The organism is Peribacillus sp. NPDC096540 (assembly GCF_050278525.1).
Classification (GTDB): domain Bacteria; phylum Bacillota; class Bacilli; order Bacillales; family DSM-1321; genus Peribacillus.
The window spans coordinates 81540-101874 of the sequence record NZ_JBNNTG010000011.1 but is presented as its reverse complement, the minus strand read 5'-3'; the positions used below and the strand labels follow the sequence as shown (position 1 = coordinate 101874).

General features: G+C 37.9%; 16 protein-coding genes and 2 pseudogenes. 13 read left to right on the top strand and 5 right to left on the bottom strand.

What is annotated here, in order from left to right:
- Nucleotides 1-110 precede the first annotated feature (110 nt).
- Nucleotides 111-500 (bottom strand): hypothetical protein, encoded by a 390-nt coding sequence (locus ACQKMR_RS12175; RefSeq protein WP_427697532.1) that lies wholly within the window; start codon nucleotides 498-500, stop codon nucleotides 111-113.
- Between the two features lie 331 nt (nucleotides 501-831).
- On the bottom strand, nucleotides 832-987 hold the full coding sequence (locus ACQKMR_RS12170) for a DUF4021 domain-containing protein (RefSeq protein WP_427697531.1): 156 nt from the start codon (nucleotides 985-987) through the stop codon (nucleotides 832-834).
- A 219-nt stretch (nucleotides 988-1206) separates the two neighbouring features.
- On the opposite strand from ACQKMR_RS12170, the gene ACQKMR_RS12165 reads away from it, so the two are divergent.
- A complete protein-coding gene (locus tag ACQKMR_RS12165) occupies nucleotides 1207-1848 on the top strand; it encodes a lysozyme family protein (protein WP_427697530.1) in 642 nt (213 codons plus the stop codon).
- A gap of 209 nt (nucleotides 1849-2057) precedes the next feature.
- Here ACQKMR_RS12165 and ACQKMR_RS12160 read toward each other — a convergent pair whose 3' ends face one another.
- Entirely contained in the window at nucleotides 2058-2963 is a 906-nt protein-coding gene (locus ACQKMR_RS12160; RefSeq protein WP_427697529.1) for a LysR family transcriptional regulator, read from the bottom strand.
- A 339-nt stretch (nucleotides 2964-3302) separates the two neighbouring features.
- On the opposite strand from ACQKMR_RS12160, the gene ACQKMR_RS12155 reads away from it, so the two are divergent.
- The 3 genes from ACQKMR_RS12155 (at nucleotide 3303) to ACQKMR_RS12145 (ending at nucleotide 8421) form a co-directional block, all read left to right on the top strand.
- On the top strand, nucleotides 3303-5117 hold the full coding sequence (locus ACQKMR_RS12155) for an assimilatory sulfite reductase (NADPH) flavoprotein subunit (RefSeq protein WP_427697528.1): 1815 nt from the start codon (nucleotides 3303-3305) through the stop codon (nucleotides 5115-5117).
- Nucleotides 5118-5144: 27 nt separating this feature from the next.
- Complete coding sequence (gene cysI / locus ACQKMR_RS12150) at nucleotides 5145-6863, top strand: assimilatory sulfite reductase (NADPH) hemoprotein subunit (protein ID WP_427697527.1); 1719 nt, start codon at nucleotides 5145-5147, stop codon at nucleotides 6861-6863.
- 1180 nt (nucleotides 6864-8043) lie between these two features.
- Nucleotides 8044-8421, top strand: a complete 378-nt coding sequence (locus tag ACQKMR_RS12145) for an enoyl-CoA hydratase (RefSeq protein ID WP_427697526.1) — start codon at nucleotides 8044-8046, stop codon at nucleotides 8419-8421.
- A gap of 435 nt (nucleotides 8422-8856) precedes the next feature.
- On the opposite strand, the gene ACQKMR_RS12140 is transcribed toward ACQKMR_RS12145, so the two are convergent.
- Nucleotides 8857-10089, bottom strand: a complete 1233-nt coding sequence (locus tag ACQKMR_RS12140) for a MerR family transcriptional regulator (protein ID WP_427697525.1) — start codon at nucleotides 10087-10089, stop codon at nucleotides 8857-8859.
- A gap of 186 nt (nucleotides 10090-10275) precedes the next feature.
- Between ACQKMR_RS12140 and ACQKMR_RS12135 the strand changes: the two genes are divergently transcribed.
- From ACQKMR_RS12135 to ACQKMR_RS12095, 9 genes and pseudogenes are all read left to right on the top strand, one after another.
- Nucleotides 10276-11562, top strand: a complete 1287-nt coding sequence (locus ACQKMR_RS12135) for an NAD(P)/FAD-dependent oxidoreductase (RefSeq protein WP_427697524.1) — start codon at nucleotides 10276-10278, stop codon at nucleotides 11560-11562.
- 13 nt (nucleotides 11563-11575) lie between these two features.
- Nucleotides 11576-13048, top strand: a complete 1473-nt coding sequence (locus ACQKMR_RS12130) for an aldehyde dehydrogenase family protein (protein WP_427697523.1) — start codon at nucleotides 11576-11578, stop codon at nucleotides 13046-13048.
- 45 nt (nucleotides 13049-13093) lie between these two features.
- The gene (locus ACQKMR_RS12125) at nucleotides 13094-14512 is read left to right on the top strand and encodes an MATE family efflux transporter (RefSeq protein ID WP_427697522.1); all 1419 of its coding nucleotides are present in this window, start codon (nucleotides 13094-13096) and stop codon (nucleotides 14510-14512) included.
- A gap of 45 nt (nucleotides 14513-14557) precedes the next feature.
- Nucleotides 14558-14839 (top strand): cupin domain-containing protein, encoded by a 282-nt coding sequence (locus tag ACQKMR_RS12120; RefSeq protein ID WP_427697521.1) that lies wholly within the window; start codon nucleotides 14558-14560, stop codon nucleotides 14837-14839.
- Nucleotides 14840-15022: 183 nt separating this feature from the next.
- Nucleotides 15023-15361: pseudogene (locus ACQKMR_RS12115) on the top strand (amidohydrolase family protein); the annotation flags it as partial.
- Between the two features lie 43 nt (nucleotides 15362-15404).
- Complete coding sequence (locus tag ACQKMR_RS12110) at nucleotides 15405-17030, top strand: amidohydrolase (RefSeq protein WP_427697520.1); 1626 nt, start codon at nucleotides 15405-15407, stop codon at nucleotides 17028-17030.
- Between the two features lie 130 nt (nucleotides 17031-17160).
- Complete coding sequence (locus ACQKMR_RS12105) at nucleotides 17161-17361, top strand: DUF3311 domain-containing protein (RefSeq protein WP_427697519.1); 201 nt, start codon at nucleotides 17161-17163, stop codon at nucleotides 17359-17361.
- Nucleotides 17358-18848 (top strand): sodium:solute symporter family protein, encoded by a 1491-nt coding sequence (locus tag ACQKMR_RS12100; protein ID WP_427697518.1) that lies wholly within the window; start codon nucleotides 17358-17360, stop codon nucleotides 18846-18848. The genes ACQKMR_RS12105 and ACQKMR_RS12100 overlap by 4 nt, the downstream gene beginning before the upstream one ends.
- A gap of 360 nt (nucleotides 18849-19208) precedes the next feature.
- Nucleotides 19209-19511 (top strand): reverse transcriptase domain-containing protein, encoded by a 303-nt coding sequence (locus tag ACQKMR_RS12095; RefSeq protein WP_427697517.1) that lies wholly within the window; start codon nucleotides 19209-19211, stop codon nucleotides 19509-19511.
- Nucleotides 19512-19743: 232 nt separating this feature from the next.
- On the opposite strand, the pseudogene ACQKMR_RS12090 reads toward ACQKMR_RS12095, so the two are convergent.
- Nucleotides 19744-20194: pseudogene (locus ACQKMR_RS12090) on the bottom strand (IS6 family transposase); the annotation flags it as partial.
- Nucleotides 20195-20335: the final 141 nt, after the last annotated feature.

Sequence of the window (20335 nt, the reverse complement as noted above, 5' to 3'; positions counted from 1 at the left end):
AGTTTGGATAAGTGCTTTTATTGTTTAGAATAGGCGTATTTTTAAGTGCAAAATAGCACTTAAAACAGGTGCAATTTACCTCCTAAAGTGACAGCTGTTCCCTGTCCAAATTACATTTTCCCGTCAGCCCCAAATACTACTCTTTTATTATGATGATCCCCCAAACTTGGGAGACCGGTGAGGATATTTACTTTTTGTCCATATGGTTTAATAGCATTGATGGAGCCTCGATGTGAAACATAAATATAGCCGTTGTATTCGTTCATTCCTGTCAATGGAGGATTAAAACCATCTGGAATGAGCTGATATCCGGAAGCCGTTAATTTACCTACCTTTCCATTTCCAGTTAACACTCCAGCATCAGCAACCAGCATGTCTCCTGCTTTTGTGTTCATTAGATTAATAGGTATATGTAATTCAGGCCAGAATATGTCTATTTCATATCCTCTGGGCAATGCAATGTCATTCGGATTAAGATATCTCTTCTTATTTTCGTTCATTCCTTTTCAGCCCCATAATATCAAATGACAAGCACATTTTCACCCCGAGCAACAGCTTAAGGGACGGCTGCACCAAAGCGAATCGATGTGTTAGACATGTTTCATTAATAGATATTCCATGCATTCACAAAGATTTACTAAGATTAAGAAGGATTGTCCACCTTTGAAGAACTTAAGAGACATATAGAAAAAGCTAATAGGGTGTCGACATTTTTCAATAAAAACTTAAAATATTTCTGTCAAATAACATTTTAGAAGGTGAGATTGATTTTTATTATAAAGAAAAACGCCAATTAAGGCGCTTAACAAAATATTTAAGATACTGGAACCGTTAATTTTCTTTATCGTGAAGTTTATCTTCATATTCAGTTTCTAACATACCATACATGCCATTCATCTCTTGTTCATCTGGATCTGCCCCAAAGTCGTTATCAATTTTGTTGCTATTATTATCAAGAATTTCTTCTTTATTATTTTTCTTATTCATACATCTCACCTCCAACTATTAGGGTGTCTAATTACCATAGTAAATATACTATCGTAGACTCAGGTACATAAAGGAGTAAGTGTATCAATTTTATATGGATGCTATATCGTTTTTTTATTAGTGATTATACTTTTAATAGATTTTGGTATTCTAAATAGTTATTACTCTTACTATTTGTTAAAATATAAATATATAAACTAGAGATAACGGGGAGAGAATGTGAAACAGAAACGGAAGAAATCAAACGCTATTTTCGTAATCTTTATCCTACTTTTTGTATTTTTGCTCATGAAGCAGGTCATGGAAATTTCAATTGCGGGAAATGTCTTCACACCAGTGAATCCACCTGATTCGTTTGCGAATGTGAAAAAGTATAGCAACATTCTGCACGATGAGTTAGCAAAATATGGGCTTGAGGAGCACACATCGACATTGATAGCCCTAATGCAGCAGGAAAGTCGTGGGCGGGGTGGTGATCCAATGCAGGCGTCGGAATCGGCGGGGCTCGATCCAAATACAATTACCGATCCTACCGAAAGCATTAGGTATGGAGTAAAACATTTCCAACGAATTTTCAAATATGGGAATGAAAAAAATGTGGATTTCTCTACAATCATTCAATCTTATAATATGGGAATTGGTTATATTGATTATATTGCAAATGCAGGAGGGAAGCATACTGAAGAGCTAGCGAAGCAGTTCTCGATGCTCCAAGTTAAAAAGAATCCTACGCTCTATAATTGCGGTGGCGACAAAGGAAATTTCCGATATCCATATTGCTACGGTGACTTTTCATATAGTGCAAAGATAGCAAAGAACATTGATGAACTTGCAGATAGTGTACCTACTCATGGAGAATAAATAGGTGAAGCTTCTTAACTGCCTCTCCTGTATTTTCCTAATAATTTACCAGTGAAAATTCCTCCTGCTTTAATTCTCACATGTTGGACAATTTCTTTCATGTGTATTCCAATCCTATAGTAATTTATCAGGTCTATATTATTCGCATATCATTAAGAATTCAAATGATATGAAAAGGTAAATTACAAAATGGCAAGTAGTTATAATTATTATATTGATTTGATTTTGTTAGGCCATTTTTTGTTTAATGCATTTATAAATGTCTTCACGTTCTTTTTATCTACCATAATGGGGGAATACACGTAGGAAAGCGTTCTGTTAAAGGACTCATTTTTCAACTGTATAATTGAAAGAGTCTTATGCAGAATGTCTCTTTCAATGACACTACGGGATAAGAGAGTTAGCCCCATACTATTTTTTATAAGTGTTTCTTTAATTCCTTGATTACTGCTTATGGTAAGAAGCGATTTAACTTTCAAACCATTTGAACGAAGGACGTGGTTAAGATATTCTCGTGTACCTGATCCAACTTCTCTGGTTATCCATGCTTGATTCTGAAGGTCAGCAATCTTAACTTCATCTTTACAAGCGAGTTTATGATTGTTTGAAGAAACAATAAATAACTCATCCTGCAAAAAAGCGTGTACGGAAAGTTCTTTTTCATTTGTTTGACCTTCTATTAAACCTATATCTACTTGATATAACCTGACTGATTGTACGATTTCTTCCGTGTTTCCAATTACAACTTGAAGTTCAAGTTCCGGATAGTCTTTTTGAAGGTCAATAAGTAAAGAAGGCAATATATACTCGCCGATTGTAAAACTTGCACCTATTTTTAATTCTCCTTTTATGGAGTTATCATGTTCCTGAATGTCTTGTCTGGTCTGTTCATAGATTGTGATCATTTGCTTTGCCCTATCATAAAGAATTTCTCCTGTTAAAGTGACTTTTAAGAATTTAGGAGAGCGGAGAAATAATTTGGTTTGGAACTCTTCCTCTAATTTTTTTATGTGCAAACTAACACTTGGTTGTGACATAAGAAGCATTTCTGCTGTTTTTGTAAAATTTTTGACTTCTACAAGGGTAACAAATGTTTTTAAAGCATCATAGTACATAGGAATCCCACCTTATTATTAATATTCTTAATAGTTACAATAAATTATATATATTTTACTAATGATGTGCCTTCCGGTAAAGTTAATTAGAAACTTATTTTAGGAAGAGTCTAGGCTGGGGAAGGCTATCGTCCTTTATAATGTTATTTTTTATTAATAGTGAGCTATGAAAAAGTGTTCCCTCCCTGTATAAACTGAACTTCTAATTTTTTTTATAGTTAAAACCGACTTTATCTATAGGAGTAAACAAGTTAATTTCATAGTTCTAAAAAATGTCTAAACCCACTCGTATAAGAATCAACTAAGATAAGTTTATATTCCTTTGTGAGGTGGAAAAACGTGCAACTTCAGGTAAGTAACAGTCCTTTTAATCATGAACAGGCAGAGCTTCTTAACAATCTACTGCCTAGCTTGACAGAAACACAAAAAGTTTGGCTGAACGGATTTCTGACTGCGTCTTTGTCAATTTCCAATACTGGCACAGCCGACGTACCGGTGATGGATGCTCAACCCAGCGGGAAGGCAATCTCAAAAGAAGTTACCATCCTTTACGGTTCACAGACGGGAAATGCTCAAGGATTGGCAGAGAATGCTCAGAGAAAGCTTGAGAGTAATGGCTTTCAGGTTACCATTTCATCCATGAGTGACTATAAAGTGAACAATTTGAAAAAAGTTCAGAATCTTCTTATTGCGGTTAGCACACACGGAGAAGGTGATCCACCGGATAATACGTTGTCCTTCCATGAGTTTCTTCATGGCAGAAGAGCACCAAGATTTGAAGATCTCTGCTTTTCCGTATTGGCGCTGGGGGACAGCTCATATGAGTTTTTCTGTGAAACGGGAAAACAATTCGATAAGCGCTTGGAAGAACTTGGCGGGACGCGGCTTTTTCCGCGGATGGACTGTGACCTTGATTATGATGAGCCGGCTGCAGTATGGCTGGAAGGAGTCATTTCTAACTTAAGTGAGGAACAAGGAAGTATTGTTTCTGCCGTTCCATCAACAATAGCTCCAGTAAGTGAACAAACGTATTCCAGGACAAATCCTTTTAAAGCGGAAGTGCTGGAAAATATAAACTTGAACGGCCGTGGCTCCAATAAAGAGACACACCATCTCGAATTATCACTTGAAGGATCTGGACTTACATTTGAACCTGGTGACAGCCTTGGTATTTATCCGCAAAATGATTCGGTTTTAGTGGATTTGCTCCTTAAGGAACTCAATAGGGATCCAGAAGAGATCGTGAAGGTTAACAAGCAAGGAGACCTTCGTACACTTAGGGAATCGCTCATCACCGATTTTGAAATAACTGTATTAACAAAATCACTCCTTGAGCAAGCTGCCCAGCTTTCAGGCAACGAGGATTTAAAGGCACTTTTATCACCTGGAAATGAAGAAAAACTAAAAGAATATCGTGAAGGCCGTGATTTGCTTGATTTTGTCCGTGATTTTGGCTCATGGGGTGAATCGGCGCAAGAATTCGTCTCCATCCTTCGGAAAATGCCAGCCCGTCTATATTCGATTGCGAACAGCTTATCCGCGTATCCAGATGAAGTGCATCTGACAATCGGAGCTGTCCGGTATGATAGTCACGGACGAGAAAGAAAAGGTGTCTGCTCTATTTTATGCGCGGAACGTTTACAACCAGGGGACTTGCTGCCTGTTTACATTCAGCATAACCAAAACTTTAAGCAGCCGAAGAACCCAGACACTCCAATCATCATGGTTGGACCGGGAACAGGCATTGCTCCGTTCAGATCCTTTATCCAGGAGCGTGAAGAAATGAATGCGAAAGGGAAAACATGGCTCTTTTTCGGCGATCAGCATTTCGTGACTGATTTCCTATATCAGACTGAATGGCAAAAGTGGTTGAAAACAGGTGTACTTTCGAAAATGGATGTTGCCTTTTCGCGAGACACGGATGAAAAAGTGTATGTTCAAAACCGGATGCAAGAACATAGCAGGGAATTATACGAATGGCTCCAAGAGGGAGCTGCTGTATATATTTGCGGAGATAAGAAAAACATGGCACATGACGTCCATAATACGCTAATTGAGATCATTGAAAAAGAAGGTCAAATGAGCAATGCTGATGCGCAAGCTTACATTGACGATATGCAACAGAATAAACGCTATCAACGTGATGTGTACTAATAATAAGGATAAAAAGGAGATAACAACATGGTGAACCCACTATTAAAAGCACCAGAAGGCCCGCCTAGTGATGTTGAGCAAATAAAAGAAAAAAGCAATTATTTGCGAGGTACGCTGGGAGAAGTGATGCTGGATCGGATCAGCGCCGGCATTCCAGATGATGACAATCGATTAATGAAACACCACGGCAGCTATTTGCAGGATGACCGGGATCTTCGCAATGAGCGCCAAAAACAAAAACTTGAGCCTGCTTATCAGTTCATGTTGCGTGTCCGCATGCCAGGTGGGGTTGCACAACCTTCTCAATGGCTTGTTATGGACGCACTGGCCCAAAAATATGGCAATGGTACCTTAAAACTGACAACACGCCAGACGTTTCAAATGCATGGCATTTTAAAATGGAACATGAAAAAAACGATTCAGGAAATCCACGCGTCTATGTTGGATACAATTGCGGCGTGCGGCGATGTTAACCGAAACGTCATGTGCAACTCGAATCCGTTTCAATCGGAAATCCACTCCGAAGTATATGAATGGTCAACAAAATTGAGTGATTACTTATTACCATGCACCAGAGCATATCACGAAATTTGGCTGGATGAAGAAAAAGTGGTTGGCACGCCAGAAATGGAAGAAGTCGAACCAATGTATGGAAAGCTTTATTTACCGAGGAAATTTAAAATTGGTATCGCTGTTCCGCCATCGAATGATATTGATGTCTTTTCACAGGATCTTGGATTCATTGCGATTGTTGAAGATGGCAAGCTTGTCGGTTTTAATGTGGCGATAGGCGGGGGCATGGGTATGTCCCACGGCGACAAAGCAACCTATCCGCAGCTTGCCAAAGTAATCGGCTTCTGTCCGCCGGACCAAATTCTTGATGTAGCGGAAAAAGTCATTACGATACAGCGTGATTACGGAAACCGTTCCCTCCGCAAAAATGCACGATTTAAGTACACGGTTGACCGACTGGGGTTAGAGACGGTCAAGGCTGAACTGGAAAACCGTCTTGGCTGGAGCCTGGAAGAAGCGAAGAAGTATCATTTTGACAATAACGGTGACCGTTATGGCTGGGTAAAAGGCATTGAAGGAAAATGGCATTTTACTCTGTTTGTAGAAGGAGGCCGTATTGCTGATATTGGGGATTACAAGCTGATGGCTGGTATACGCGAGATCGCCAAAATCCATACCGGTGATTTCCGTCTGACTGCAAACCAAAACCTGATCATTGCCAATGTATCAAGCCAGAAAAAGAAAAAAATCAGCGAACTGATCGTACAATACGGTTTGACGGATGGCGGTCACTATACAGCCCTCCGCCGTAGTTCAATGGCGTGTGTTTCCCTTCCGACATGCGGGTTGGCGATGGCGGAAGCTGAACGTTATTTGCCGGTTTTATTGGATAAGATTGAGACAATTGTCGATGAAAATGGTTTAAGGAATGAAGAAATTACGATTCGCATGACTGGTTGCCCGAACGGATGTGCCCGCCATGCACTCGGAGAAATTGGTTTTATCGGCAAAGCGCCCGGCAAATACAACATGTATCTCGGTGCAGCTTTTGACGGTAGCCGCCTAAGTAAAATGTACCGTGAAAACATCGGTGAAGAAGAAATTTTGAGAGAGCTGCATGTGCTTCTTTCCCGCTACGCGAAAGAACGGCAGGAAGAAGAGCACTTCGGTGACTTTGCTATCCGCGCAGGCGTCATCAAAGCAGTGACAGACGGCACAAATTTTCATGATTGATGAAGAAGCATCAGAGACAGGAAAGCATTCCTATCTTTTTTTATTTGGTCCTGTTTGAAATGACTGTATTGTATAGAAACTACTATTCAGATAGGAACAAAAAACTGTGTATCATGCCATTATTAGGGGCGACAATGACATATTTATTGTCATCTGTACAGAAGGGAACGGGATAGACTTCACCTCTCCCTTTTTTTCATCACCGATTCAATGCTCTACGATATCTCGAATGCTGTTTTGAAGTAGTTCAACAGGAATAGGAAATAAACGAAGGGGTGTTAAAAAGAAATATATACTGTTACAAAGTAACAAGTAAAGAACGGAAAAACCACGGTTTTCAGAAATATAGGAGAAGGTACCAGGACATCTATTTAAGAAGCGTAGGATATGATAATTGGAGCCATAAAAAATATTTCAAACGAAATATTGCACCATTTACCTCGATAGAATATATAAATAATCCTTTAATCTTAAATTTCTTATTATCATATTTTTTTTTATTTAAGGTCCGTTTATTCAACACTAAAAAAGCACTACGATGTCGGTAATCTATTGAAAAAATCAGATGTTAAAATTGAAGTTCAAGCCAAAGTTTCTTCGAAATGATATGGTTCAACTTAAAGATGTAGAAATTTAAAGTGAAGGCGATGATCTTACTGCCTTTTTATGCACGGAAATTACTAAAATCATACATTAAACAAAGCCTCAAAAAAACCCTTGTTCCACCACCTTAGCACCTTTAGTTGAAGAAAATAGCAAGCTACTAGTTTAGGTTTAGCTGACGGGTTCTAAGCCCCACGGGCAGGTACGTTCTACCCCGGCTACCGTTATCATATATCGATATAAAAATTGGATAATACGGTCTGGGCAGGTTAGTGAAAGAAGGATTTTTTTAAATTCGTATAGAAGATTACCTAAAAAAGTTAAATATGAATGTGTAAGTATTTAGAAGAATTGTTTTCATAAGCTAGTTTCTATGGTTTTTTTTATCATTCAAGATGTTTACAGAGGGTATGAACTATTATGCATCTATATTAAATAAATAATATTGATGTATCGGGGATGATTGTTCAATTAGTTCAGCCTCTTTTTTACTAACAGGACAGGGTAGTTTAATAATTGTTGTAATATTCAAATTGTTATTAACCATACAGTATAAAACATTCAGGGGGAGATTTATATGGCATTAAAAGTAGGAGATATAATTACGTTTGAACGGACTTTTACAGTAAGGGATGTTGAATTATTTACTGAGATTTCAGGTGATGAAGGGATTCATCATATAACCCCAGATGAACAGGGAAGACTTGTAATTCAAGGGTTATTAACGGCAACTCTGCCAACAAAAGTTGCTGGAGATAATAACGTACTGGCTCGTAGTACGAATTTTGAGTTTTTAAGACCTGTGTTTACGGGAGATACAATAATTTGTGAAGTTAAAATTGAAAAATACGAAAGGCAAGAAAATAATAGAACAGCTTTTATTGCATCCTTTTTATGTAAAAATCAGAATGAAAAAGAAGTATTGAATGGGGATGTTTCAGGCGTAATACTTTAATTTCTTTAAACTTTCTTCAATTAGTTCATTAAGAAGTATGAAGAACAATCAAATTTTATTTCTAAGTTACATATGCCTAAAGGCACAAAGCAGGGTTAACCCTGTCCCTTGAATGGAATAGGAAGGATGTACAGTTTGTAAGTTACACAGCTTTGTATTGGAGAAGACGAACTTAATAAATTGAAAAAACTAAAACATTTCTATTACATAGGTTCGAAATAATTCTGCAGATGGCCGATCACTTTGTTTATAATTAATCGAAAACTCCATTTAATCATCAGTTTTATTAGCAAAAAGAAGGATAGATCATTCACCTGATCTATCCTTCTTTTTTTATCAAGTTATTCATTTGATTCTAGGACTACGCCTTTCCCTTTAAGACTTAGGATTGAACGATAACAAAAAAACCGGATACCCATAGTCTCCCTTTGTGTGCTATTTTTTCGTACTAGCTAAATACATTAGCATGTGGAATTTTTCGTCTATTACATGATAATCAAAAAAAGGTCCTGGATCTGTACAGAAACCGATATTTTCACTTTGCGTAATTTGAAATCCGTTAACTGATATATTTTCTTCTATGTATTTTGGATATAAAATATGCTCGTGGGAATTTGGATATAAGGCTGAAATATTTTTCAAGGATTTGGCCGAGCTATCATAATAGGAGTACCCGCCGACAATTGTTGAACTGCTATGAAAATAGTTTTTTAGAACATGAATTGGGAATTGCGGATTGAGCAGTGAAAAATCATTTGCTGTAAAACTATCTACAAAAACATCGATGCTAAGCGGTTTCAATGGCAGATTTAAATCAGAATTCAAAATATAAAGGACATTTGGCTTCGGATTCAAACGCTCAATTCTTTTTCTAACCTTCTTGAGCATCGGAAGCGAATAGCCACTGAATACATAGGATGCGCTCGTTTCAAGAACATCGATATATTTGGGTAGTGACACAACAGCGTCAACGTTTGTTTCCACGATTAACTTGTTTTTCAAATCTACATTTTGTAGAACTTTTTGAAACCAAAAATTACTTTTTTCAAATAAGTTAATCATTTTGGGATTGATCTCTATAATCGTTTCTTTATCGTAAAAATAAGATGGATAAGGAGACGTCTCGTACAAGTTCGCGGTAATGATAATACCTTCCTCGATAGCTGCCTTGTATCCACAGGTACAATTTAAACTCCCCGTTTGAATGTAGACTTTTTTAATCGTTATATCTTTCATTTCAAGTGGAATGTGGCACTTCGGACAATAGAGCAGATTTACAAAGGAAAGTGGGATCCCTGTAAAACTCTCTTCTTTGGATGAAGGCGAATTGGTTTGAACCGTTTTTTCAATCAATTTGATAGCTTTTGATATGTCTTCTTTTTTCTTGGTCAGCTGGTTCTTTTTATCAATGAGCAAGTTGTTGTAGTAGTCGATATCCTCATGGTCCGAGAAGTTTGTGACACGCCGATACGATAAAATTTGTTGAATTTCTAGCAGTGAAAAATGAAATTTTTTCAGCTCAGTAATAAAAGCCATGTCGTCGAGACACAATTGGTTCATTTGATACTGGGTGTTTTTTTTGTCTGGTATTAATAATCCCTGTTCAATGTAATAACGAACGGTATCGGTCGTAACATGAAAAAGCTTTGCAAATGTACCAATTTTCATAGATGCCCCCCAATGAAGAAAGTGGAGTAACTCCACTTTTTTACGAAAATGAATTCAAAAAACTCTCAAATGGCTATTGACATGGAGGAAACTCCAAGTCATATGATGGACTCAAGAAGTGTGAATATTGCGAATAAATTTTGACTGTATTATAGCATACATGTCACAGAAGGAGAAGAACTAGCTATGGATAAGATGGATCGAATGGATACTCACTCACTGTGGGCAGCGACTGCAAACAGCTATGAAAAAGAAAAGCTTCTTGAAGGAAATGAAGAGGCGGATGTTGTCATTATTGGCGCAGGTTTCACAGGTCTTTCTTCTGCTTATCATTTGCAAAAATTAGGGAAGAGTGTCATTGTCCTTGAGCAAGAAACGATCGGATATGGCGCGAGCGGTCGTAACGGCGGGATGGTATTGCCAGGCTATAAGCCAACGGTGCAGGAGCTTGCCAAAAAGTATGGTGTCGACGAGGCGAGACAGCTTAACGATCTCTCCCTGTTTAGTGTTGAACTGGTTAAAAAAATCATAGACGAGCATCAAATCAACTGTAACTTTAGAAAGACAGGTCACATTGTGGCGGCTTACAAAGCCAAGCATTTTGAAGGATTGAAACATGAAAGCGAATACTTAAACAAAAATTTCGGGTACGAATCAAGCGTGCTTGATCGAAGTCAGTTGCACCAAGAGATCGATTCCCCACTTTATTGTGGCTGCTTAGTCGACAACTCGAGTTACTCGTTCCAGCCACTGAACTATGCAATTGGTTTGGGAGAAGCAGCTAAATCGATTGGTGCAAAAATCTTTGAGCATTCTAAAGCACTATCTATTGAGTACGGTCAAAACAGTGTAAAAGTTGTAACAGAAAAAGGTACTGTTACTGCGAAAGACATTATTGTCGCTACAGATGGTTACTCCGGAAAAATCATGAATGAACTGAACAAAGGCGTACTGCCAATTTCGGCACGTATTATTGCTACTGAACAGCTTCCAGAATCACTGGTAAGTACCGTCATTCCTAAAGATCGTATGGTTTTTGATACAAGCAATTTCCTTTACTATTTCCGACGTACACCAGATAATCGGATCGTATTTGGCGGTGGCGATATTCGTCCAAACTTAGGCGATGCCGTTTATCAAAGTGTTTACGATGCCATGGTTAATATAATGCCAAAACTAGCTGGAAGCAAAATTGAATACCGTTGGGGTGGATTTATCGGGGTTACAATTGATACGTTCCCGGTTATCGGCAGATCCAAAGAAGGAGCATATTTCGCAACGGGTTATACGGGCCACGGCGCTTCTCTCTCGACATTGTTCGGTAAGTTATTGGCACAATGGATCGTTACGGGGAGTGCAGGTGGATATCGATTTGAAAAGGAACGCCTCAAATCATTCCCGTTCTATAATCAGAAAACGATGCTGGTAAATCTAGCACATATTGGTTTCAAATTGCTCGATATTATTGCGTAAAGGAGAGTTGTTTATGAAAATTAACATGTTCATTGACGGGAAATGGGTAGAAGCGTTATCCGGTGCTAGAAGAAACATTATCAATCCTGCAACCGGAGAGGTGATTACAACGTCTGCTGATGGATCAGCAGACGATGCGAAGATAGCAATCAAGGCGGCTCGTAAAGCGTTTGACAGTAGGATCTGGTCGAATTTATCGGCTGATGAAAGAGCTGACTATCTCTATAAGATTGCAGACCGTCTTGAAGAGAAGGCAGCTGAAATTGCACGTTTGGAAACGGCAAATAACGGTAAGGTTATTCGCGCAACCAGCTATGTGGATATTCCGGTATCGATTCAATGCTTCCGCTATTATGCTGACTTGATCAAAGGCATGAAAAAAGAATCTTACTCTCGTGCTGATTCTTCGGAAACAATGATTATTCATGAACCGATTGGTGTTTGTGGACTTATTGTACCTTGGAACTTCCCGCTTATGTTAGCTGTTTGGCAAATTGCTCCTGCACTCGCCGCAGGGAATACAATTGTACTTAAGCCTGCTGAGGTCACTCCTGTAAGCGTATTCAAATTATTTGAAATTATCGAAGAGATTGGACTTCCGGCCGGAGTGGCAAACTTGGTATTGGGACCTGGATCAAAAGTTGGGAATGAGCTTGCCGAGAGCCATGATGTTGACAAGATTGCCTTTACCGGAGGAACAAAAACAGGCCAAAGCATTATGCGTGCGGCTGCGGGCAATATGAAAAAAATCACACTTGAACTTGGTGGTAAATCTCCACTTATTGTGTTCGACGATGTGGATTTTGAAACTGCAGTTGAGAATGCGATGTTTGGCATTTTCCACAATGCTGGGCAAGTTTGTTCAGCTGCATCTCGTTTGCTTGTACAAGAGACCATTTACGATAAGTTTGTTGAAAGATTGGCCGAGCGTGCAAGCAAAATTGTAGTTGGCAACGGGGAAAGCGAAAACATTGAAATGGGAGCCCTCACAAACGAGCCTCATATGAATGAAGTTTTACATTACATCAAGAGCGGAATCGAAGAAGGTGCAAAATTAGTTTGTGGTGGTAAGCGCTTAACAGAAAATGGGCTTGATCGAGGATTTTTTATTGCGCCAACAATCTTTGCTGATGTAAATGAGAATATGCGTATTGTTAAGGAAGAGATTTTTGGTCCAGTCCTGGTTGTACAGAAATTTAAAGATGAGGAAGATGCCATCCAAAAAGCGAATGATTCCATTTATGGATTAGCTGGTGCTGTTTTTACTGAAGATATGGATCGAGCAAAACGTGTCATTAGTAAATTGCGTGCGGGAATTACTTGGATAAATAGTTATCATCTCGCTTATGTTGAAGGTCCATGGGGAGGTTATAAGCAAAGTGGAATCGGCAGAGCGTTAGGTGCTGCAGGGCTGGAGCACTTTATGGAAACGAAGCAAATCAATATCCACCAGCATGCCAAGCCTGTAGGTTGGTATGCGAATTAATTGAGCTTAACTTACTTCATCAATTATTTATAGGGGGATATGCTCATGGAAATAGCAGACAACCGTCCGTCATCGAAGAAAGAGCAAGTAGAAGTAATGAATAAGCCAGCGTATGATTCAGTGCTGGGAACTAAAAGTATTCCGTTACTATATTTACGATTTGCTTTGGCAGGAATTTTGGCTAACGTGACTCTAGGAATTGCAGCGGTTGTCGATGGCTATTTCGTCAGTGGCTTTCAGGAGCTGGAAGTCGTAGGGATTGGAATTGGTTTTACGGTCATGGTTATTACCCGTATGCTTGGCGTTCTTTTGGGTGTGGGAGCCGGAGCGGTTATTTCACTTCGACTTGGAAAAGGGAAAATCAAAGAAGCTAGAGGTATTATGGGACAAACCTTATGGTTTACTCTTTTCTTCTCCATTTTGCTAGCTGTAATTGGAGTGGTCTTTGAAAATCAAATTATGACCTTATTCGGAGCAAGTGATGAAGCGCTTCCATATGCGGTGAAATACAGCCGACTGCTATGGATTTCATTGCCATTAACGATATTGGCCGTTGTATTAAGTGTTTTAACCAATATCGATGAAAAACCTGTATTATCAATGTCCAGTTGGTTAGTTGCAGCAGTTCTTGGTGGGATTACAGAATGGATAATGGTAACGAAGTATGACATGGGTATGATGGGTTCCTCATGGGCCAATACGATTTCACAATCAATCCCTATTTTCCTGATCTTTTATTTCTGGTTTGGTAAAACAAAACTTAAGCCAAAAATGAAAGATATGATGATTAATCTCAAGACTATCGGTGAAGTGGCTTGGACGGGCTTTGCATCTTTCTCGGGTCTGTTTATGATGTTTTTTGCCATTATTTTCTTCAATAATATGCTGCAAAGCTACGGTGGTGGGCTGCACGTTGCCGCTTTCACAATTCAAAACGGTTACATTACAAATATGCTCTCCTTAGTAGCGCTCGGTGGGATGACAGGAATTCAACCAATCATTAGTTATAATTACGGTGCGGGCAACCTTGATCGTGTTAAACAAGCAATTAAGATAGGACTCATTTTTACGGTTGCCCTCTTTGTGATTGTGACAGCCATACTAATCATTTTTGCAGATCCAATTATGTCATTTTTTTCCGGTGGTAACCCTGAATTACAAAAACTGGGTATTTGGACGACAGTTGTATTCAATTCTTTGTTTACGCTAAATGCAGTCAACTTGCTTATCTCCGGTTATTTCGAAGCACAAGAGAGAAACTGGTCCGCAACGTTTATTAGTGTTAGCAAAATGCTGTTGTTCTTGTTCCCGTTTTTATTTATTTTTCCGAAATTCTGGGGTGTAGAAGGTATATGGTACGCAGGTCCTGCTGCAGAAATTCCAGGCGTTCTCATTGCCATATACTTTATGAAAAAAGAGTTCAAACGTTTAAAAGATACAAATGTTAAGACAGTAAGTTTATAGAACCTATTCCTTCAAAATTACCTATAAGAAAGTGAGAGGATCATCATGTTTTTTGCAAAAAAAATTACAGCAGAAGAAGCACAACAACTAGGTGTTGACACGTGGGAACCATGGGTAGGCGAACCAGATAAAGGACCGTGGCATCTAGAAGAACAGGAAGTTTTCTATGTGACAGACGGTGAGGTGTTTATTACTGTTGATGGAGAAAAGTATCATATTACAAAGGACTGGGTCGTTTCCTTGGCTAAGGACCTTGTCTGTGAATGGGATTGTCCAGTATTTTTGAAAAAGAATTATAAAATGAACCATATGATCAATCTGAAATAATGTGAAATGAGTAGTGGAAAATTCTAAGCAGATAACTGCTCCTGTTGTCAATATTTATACTAGATGTTGATGAAATGTAGTGAAATTTATGCAAATAAGTTTACATACCGTCATATGAATGCGCTTACTTTTGCAGATTCAATAAATACATAGGACGGTTATCTAAAAATAGGAGGTTTCACCATGGCAGCAGGTGGATCGGACGCGCCAGTTACTGACTATAATCCTTTATTAGGAATTCATGTTGCTGTCAATAGAAAAAGCCAGTCTGGAATGGAGTTTGGTGCTAATCAATCTATAAGCGTAATGGAAGCTATTAAACTATACACCTGGAATGGCGCTTATGCGAGTTTTGAAGAAGAGATAAAAGGAAGCATAGAGGTCGGAAAGTTGGCGGATTTAGTTATATTAAATGACAGCATTTTAAGTGTCAACCCAAACCAAATTAAAGATTTAAAAGTAGAAACAACTATTATTGATGGTGAAATTATCTATCAAGAAGAACAATCAATGAAAATTTAATATATCATAGTTTGCATAAAAATGAAAAAAGGATGGTGTATTTATGAATGCAAATCTAGTATTTATCAATGGTGAAGTTATTACATCAGACAGACAAAACTCAATAGTAGAATCTGTAGCAATAAAGGATAATCGAATAATTGGGGTCGGTTCAAATTTAGAAATGAAGGAATTCATTGGGGAGAAGACTGAAGTTATTGACTTAGCAGGCAAATCCCTTCTTCCTGGATTTATTGATTCTCACACACACCTGGTTTTATATGGGGTTTTTCAGTTGAATATCAGTTGTAAAGAAAGTCACATCGACTCTGTTGCAGCTTTGCTGAATGAGCTTAAGAAAAAATCGTTGGAAACCCCAAAAGGTGAATGGATAAGAGCTTGGGGGTTTAATGAAACCACAGTAAAGGAAAAGCGGTATCCAACGATTGCTGAGCTAGATGCCATTTCAACTGATCATCCAATCATCATTACTCGTACATGTGGACATATCTGTATCGTAAACACAGCAGCTTTGGAGGAGGCTGGATTTGACGAGAAAACACCGAATCCTCAAGGTGGAGTAATTGAAAAAAATAAGAAGGGGGAACTTACAGGAAAATTATTTGAAGCTGCAAATATGAAGATGAATGATGTAGCGAGCTATACGGATGATGAACTTATGAAAGCTGTTAAAATCGCGTCGGATCATTTCATTTCAGGGGGTATCACTAGTATTCATGAAGCAGGTACTTTTGATTCTAATAGTTATCGTTTGTTACAAACAGCTATAAAAAATAAAGAAATCCGTGTTCGGGTATATGCAATAATTGGTACCATAAATGAATCCGATAAATTTGTAAATAAAATGATGAATGCAGGGATATTAACCGGTACAGGGGATGAGAAATTTAGAGTCGGGCCGGCTAAAATATTTTTAGATGGAAGTAGCTCTGGTCCAACGATTGCAACTCGAGAACCCTACTCCAGCGATCCTAACAATTCCGGGATTCTTTATTATAGTGAGGAAGAAATATACAAAGTTCTAGGTGAAGCACATAAAAAAGGCTATCAAATTACCGTACACGCTCAAGGTGATAAAGCCATTGAAATGTATTTAAATTGCGTAGAAAGAGCGTTAAAAGAAGCTCCAAGGAAAAATCACCGTCATCGAATCGAGCATGCAGGGATTTCAACCCCAGATTTACAAGAAAGAATGAAACAACTTGAAGTCATCCCTATTCCAAACCCACCATTTCCATATGAATATGGCGAGATATATGTTCACAATTATGGCGAACGTGTTAATTATATGTACGCTGCTCGTGATTATATAGATAAAGATATTGTTGCAGCGGGTAGTTCAGATGCACCGGTTACTGATTATAACCCTTTATTAGGAATTCATACTGCAGTTAATAGAAAAAGCCAATTTGGAGCCGAAATTGGCACTAATCAATCCATTAGTGTACTAGAAGCTATTAAACTTTACACATGGAATGGGGCTTATGCAAGCTTTGAAGAAGATATAAAAGGTAGCCTAGAGGTAGGGAAATTAGCTGATTTAGTTATATTAAATGACAGTATTTTAAAAGCTGAACCAGACCGTATTAAGGATTTGAAAGTGGAGACAGCGATTATTGATGGAGAAATTGTCTATCAAAAGGAGAGTGATTTAATAAAGAAAAATTAGATCTAAGCAAAAGGATTTGTTAATAAAAGGAGTTTCAATACAATTCCATTATTCTATTAACAAATCCTTTTATGATATTTGCTCTTAATCCATAAAAATTCAAACTATGAAATAGGAGGTCGAGCAGGTTTTGAAATATATTAAACTCTTACTCTTAATCCCTTTTATAGGGTGTATAGGATTCTTGCCCTTTGCAAATAAAATTGAGCCTTACGTGTTAGGAATGCCTTTTCTTTTATTTTGGATTGTATTTTGGATGGTACTTTCCTCGATTATTTTAACCATTGTTTATATGCTTGATCCTGATAATCAAGGGAGTGAGACAGAATGAATATATCATTATTTATTATTTTCATTTTCTTAATCCTAGCTCTTTATATAGGGATAGCAGCAAGAAGAGGAAAAGATATGAATTTGCAGCAATTTTCAGTAGGTGGCAGAGGATTTGGAAGCTTGTTCTTATTTCTATTAATAGCTGGAGAGGTTTATACGACTTTTACTTTTTTAGGCGCAAGTGGCTGGACGTATTCCAAAGGTGCTGCTGCATATTATGTGCCAACGTATATATTTCTAGCATATATCATATCTTATTGGATTGCACCTAAGATTTGGAGATACGGTAAAGAACATGGAATTCTTTCACAACCTGACTATTTTGCATCTAAATACGATAGTCGTGCAATGGGGATTATAGTAGCTATTGTGGGAAGTTTAGCGATTGTACCATATATTTGTATACAAATGAAAGGGTTAGGGATCATTGTTTCAGAAGCTTCTTACGGAGCTATTTCACCTGTAGTTGCAAGTGTTATAGGTGCAATAGTTATTACAACATATGTAATATTCTCTGGTATTCATGGCTCAGCTTGGACAGCTGTGCTTAAAGATATTATGATTTTGGGAGTAGTTATTTTTTTAGGTATATACATCCCTTTCCACTATTTTGGCGGAATTCAGCAAATGTTTAAGTCTGTTCAGGATGTTAAACCTGAATTGTTAACGTTAGCCAATCAGGGACTAAGTATACCGTGGTTTATCTCTACCATCCTTTTAAATGCAATATCTTTTTATTTATTACCGACTTCTTTCTCAGTGGTTTTCTCAGCAAATGGTGAAAAATCACTTCGCAAAAATGCAATTACCCTACCTTTATATACCATATTATTACTGTTTGTTTTTTTTATTGGCTTTTCAGCTATCGTAAAAATCCCTGGTTTACAAGGAGCTGATGGAGATCTTTCTCTTTTAAGATTATCTATTCAAACATTTGATCCTTGGGTCATTGGAATAGTTGGAGCAGCTGGTTTACTAACGGCTTTAGTACCAGCATCTGTTATGTTATTGTCTGCATCTGTTGGCTTAACAAAAGGTGTTTACAATGTCATTTTTCCAAAATCTACCGAAAAACAACAATTAGTAGCCTCAAAAATATTCATCATTATCCTTTCTTTGACTGCTTTAATCTTCACCGTATCTGGCGGGGCAGCACTTGCACTGTTAAACATCATGTCATACAGTCTTATCGCACAATTGGCACCTGCATTATTCCTTAGCTTTTCCCCAAAAAATTATATTAATAAATATGGCGCAATGACAGGAATTATTACAGGAGTGCTCATTGTATTGTATGCTACGATTTTCAATATAAAAATCGCAACCTTTTTTCCAACAGTCCCACACACTATTAACGACATTAGTACAGGAGCAATAGCATTATTTATAAATATTGTAATAACCATTATTGTAAGTTTAGCTTCAAAAAATATACCGATTAAAAAGGGGTCCGACCAACAAAACGCAGAAAGTATACGTTATTAAGACCAAAACTGAAAAAACTTTTAAAATGAAGTGCGGTACATATTGTACATGACTAATATGTACCGCACTTTATCGGCATATCCGAAGATCCAAAAGAATGTAAGTCATTAGGGTTTTTACTGACCAAAATGACCGAAGTGTTGATAAAGGAACAAATGATAAAAAGCGTTAGCAATTCCTTAGATGAATTGCGTCCATCTATTGTTTGCGTGCTCATTTTTGAAAATGAAAAAGGGGATGCCTTCATGAATGAACACTTGCAGCAACTTTCATATGAATTAGAAGACAGAGCAATTTTAAGGTGGTGTCATAAGCCCTGTATTAGCAAATTTATTTCTACATTACACGTTCGATAAATGGATGGCTATTTATCATCCAAACAATCCGTTCGCTAGATATGCAGATGACGCAGTCATCCACTGCAAGACAGAGGAAGAAGCGAAGAATTTGCTTGAATCGCTTAACAAGAGAATGAAAGAATGTAAACTTGAACTACATCCAGCAAAAACGAAAATTGTATATTGTAAGGATGCAGATAGAAAAGAAAACCATGAAAACATAGCGTTTGATTTTCTAGGATACACGTTCAGACCAAGGCTGTCGAAAAATAGGTGGGGAAAACTTTTTGTGAATTTCACACCCGCCATCAGTAATAAATTTTAAGAAATCAATCCGGCAAAAAGTGAGAGATTGGAAACTACAATTAAAGGCAGATAAAGAGCTCATAGACTTATCAAATATACTCCTCACCGACTCCAAAAGATGCAAAATGCCTGGAACGCATCCTCATGATAAACATTAATAACATATAGGTAAGCCGTATGCCTTAATAGGGCACGTACGGTTTGATAAGGGGGAAGCCACGAGAGTGGTTTCCCTACTTTATTTCTTTTCACAATTCTTCAACTGCTATAGGATAAGCTGGATTCTTATCGAGTGTCACGACACGAGGCTCAGAAATATGAAAAGACTGCAAAGATTTCTTGAAGAATCGCTTTGCAGCCTTGTGGTTTCTTGTTTTGCTTAGGTGAAAATCGATGGTATTTCCTTTCGAATCGACAGTACGATACAGGTACATCCATTGACTTTTTACTTTTATATATGTTTCATCGACTCTCCAAGAGTTTATTGGTTTGCCTTAGATGATGACGGATTCGTTTATCTAATTCAGGACCATACTGATGAACCCAACGCATAATCGTTGTATGAGCAACGGATAAGCCTCGTTCCTCCATCATTTCCACCAAATCACGAAAGCTCAAGTTGTACCGTAGATACCATCTTCCTGTTTGCAAAATTATATCATGATGATAATGTTTCCACTTGCATAAATTTCGCTTTTCCATATTGAGCACGCACCTTTTTTAGGGTAATAGTATCAGTATGTCCATGATTAAGAGATTACTTGCAATTAGGCTTTCGCACCAGAACCAGGAAAAGTGACCGTCTGCTTTTCGTATACATATACTGATCACCTTTATTCTCCA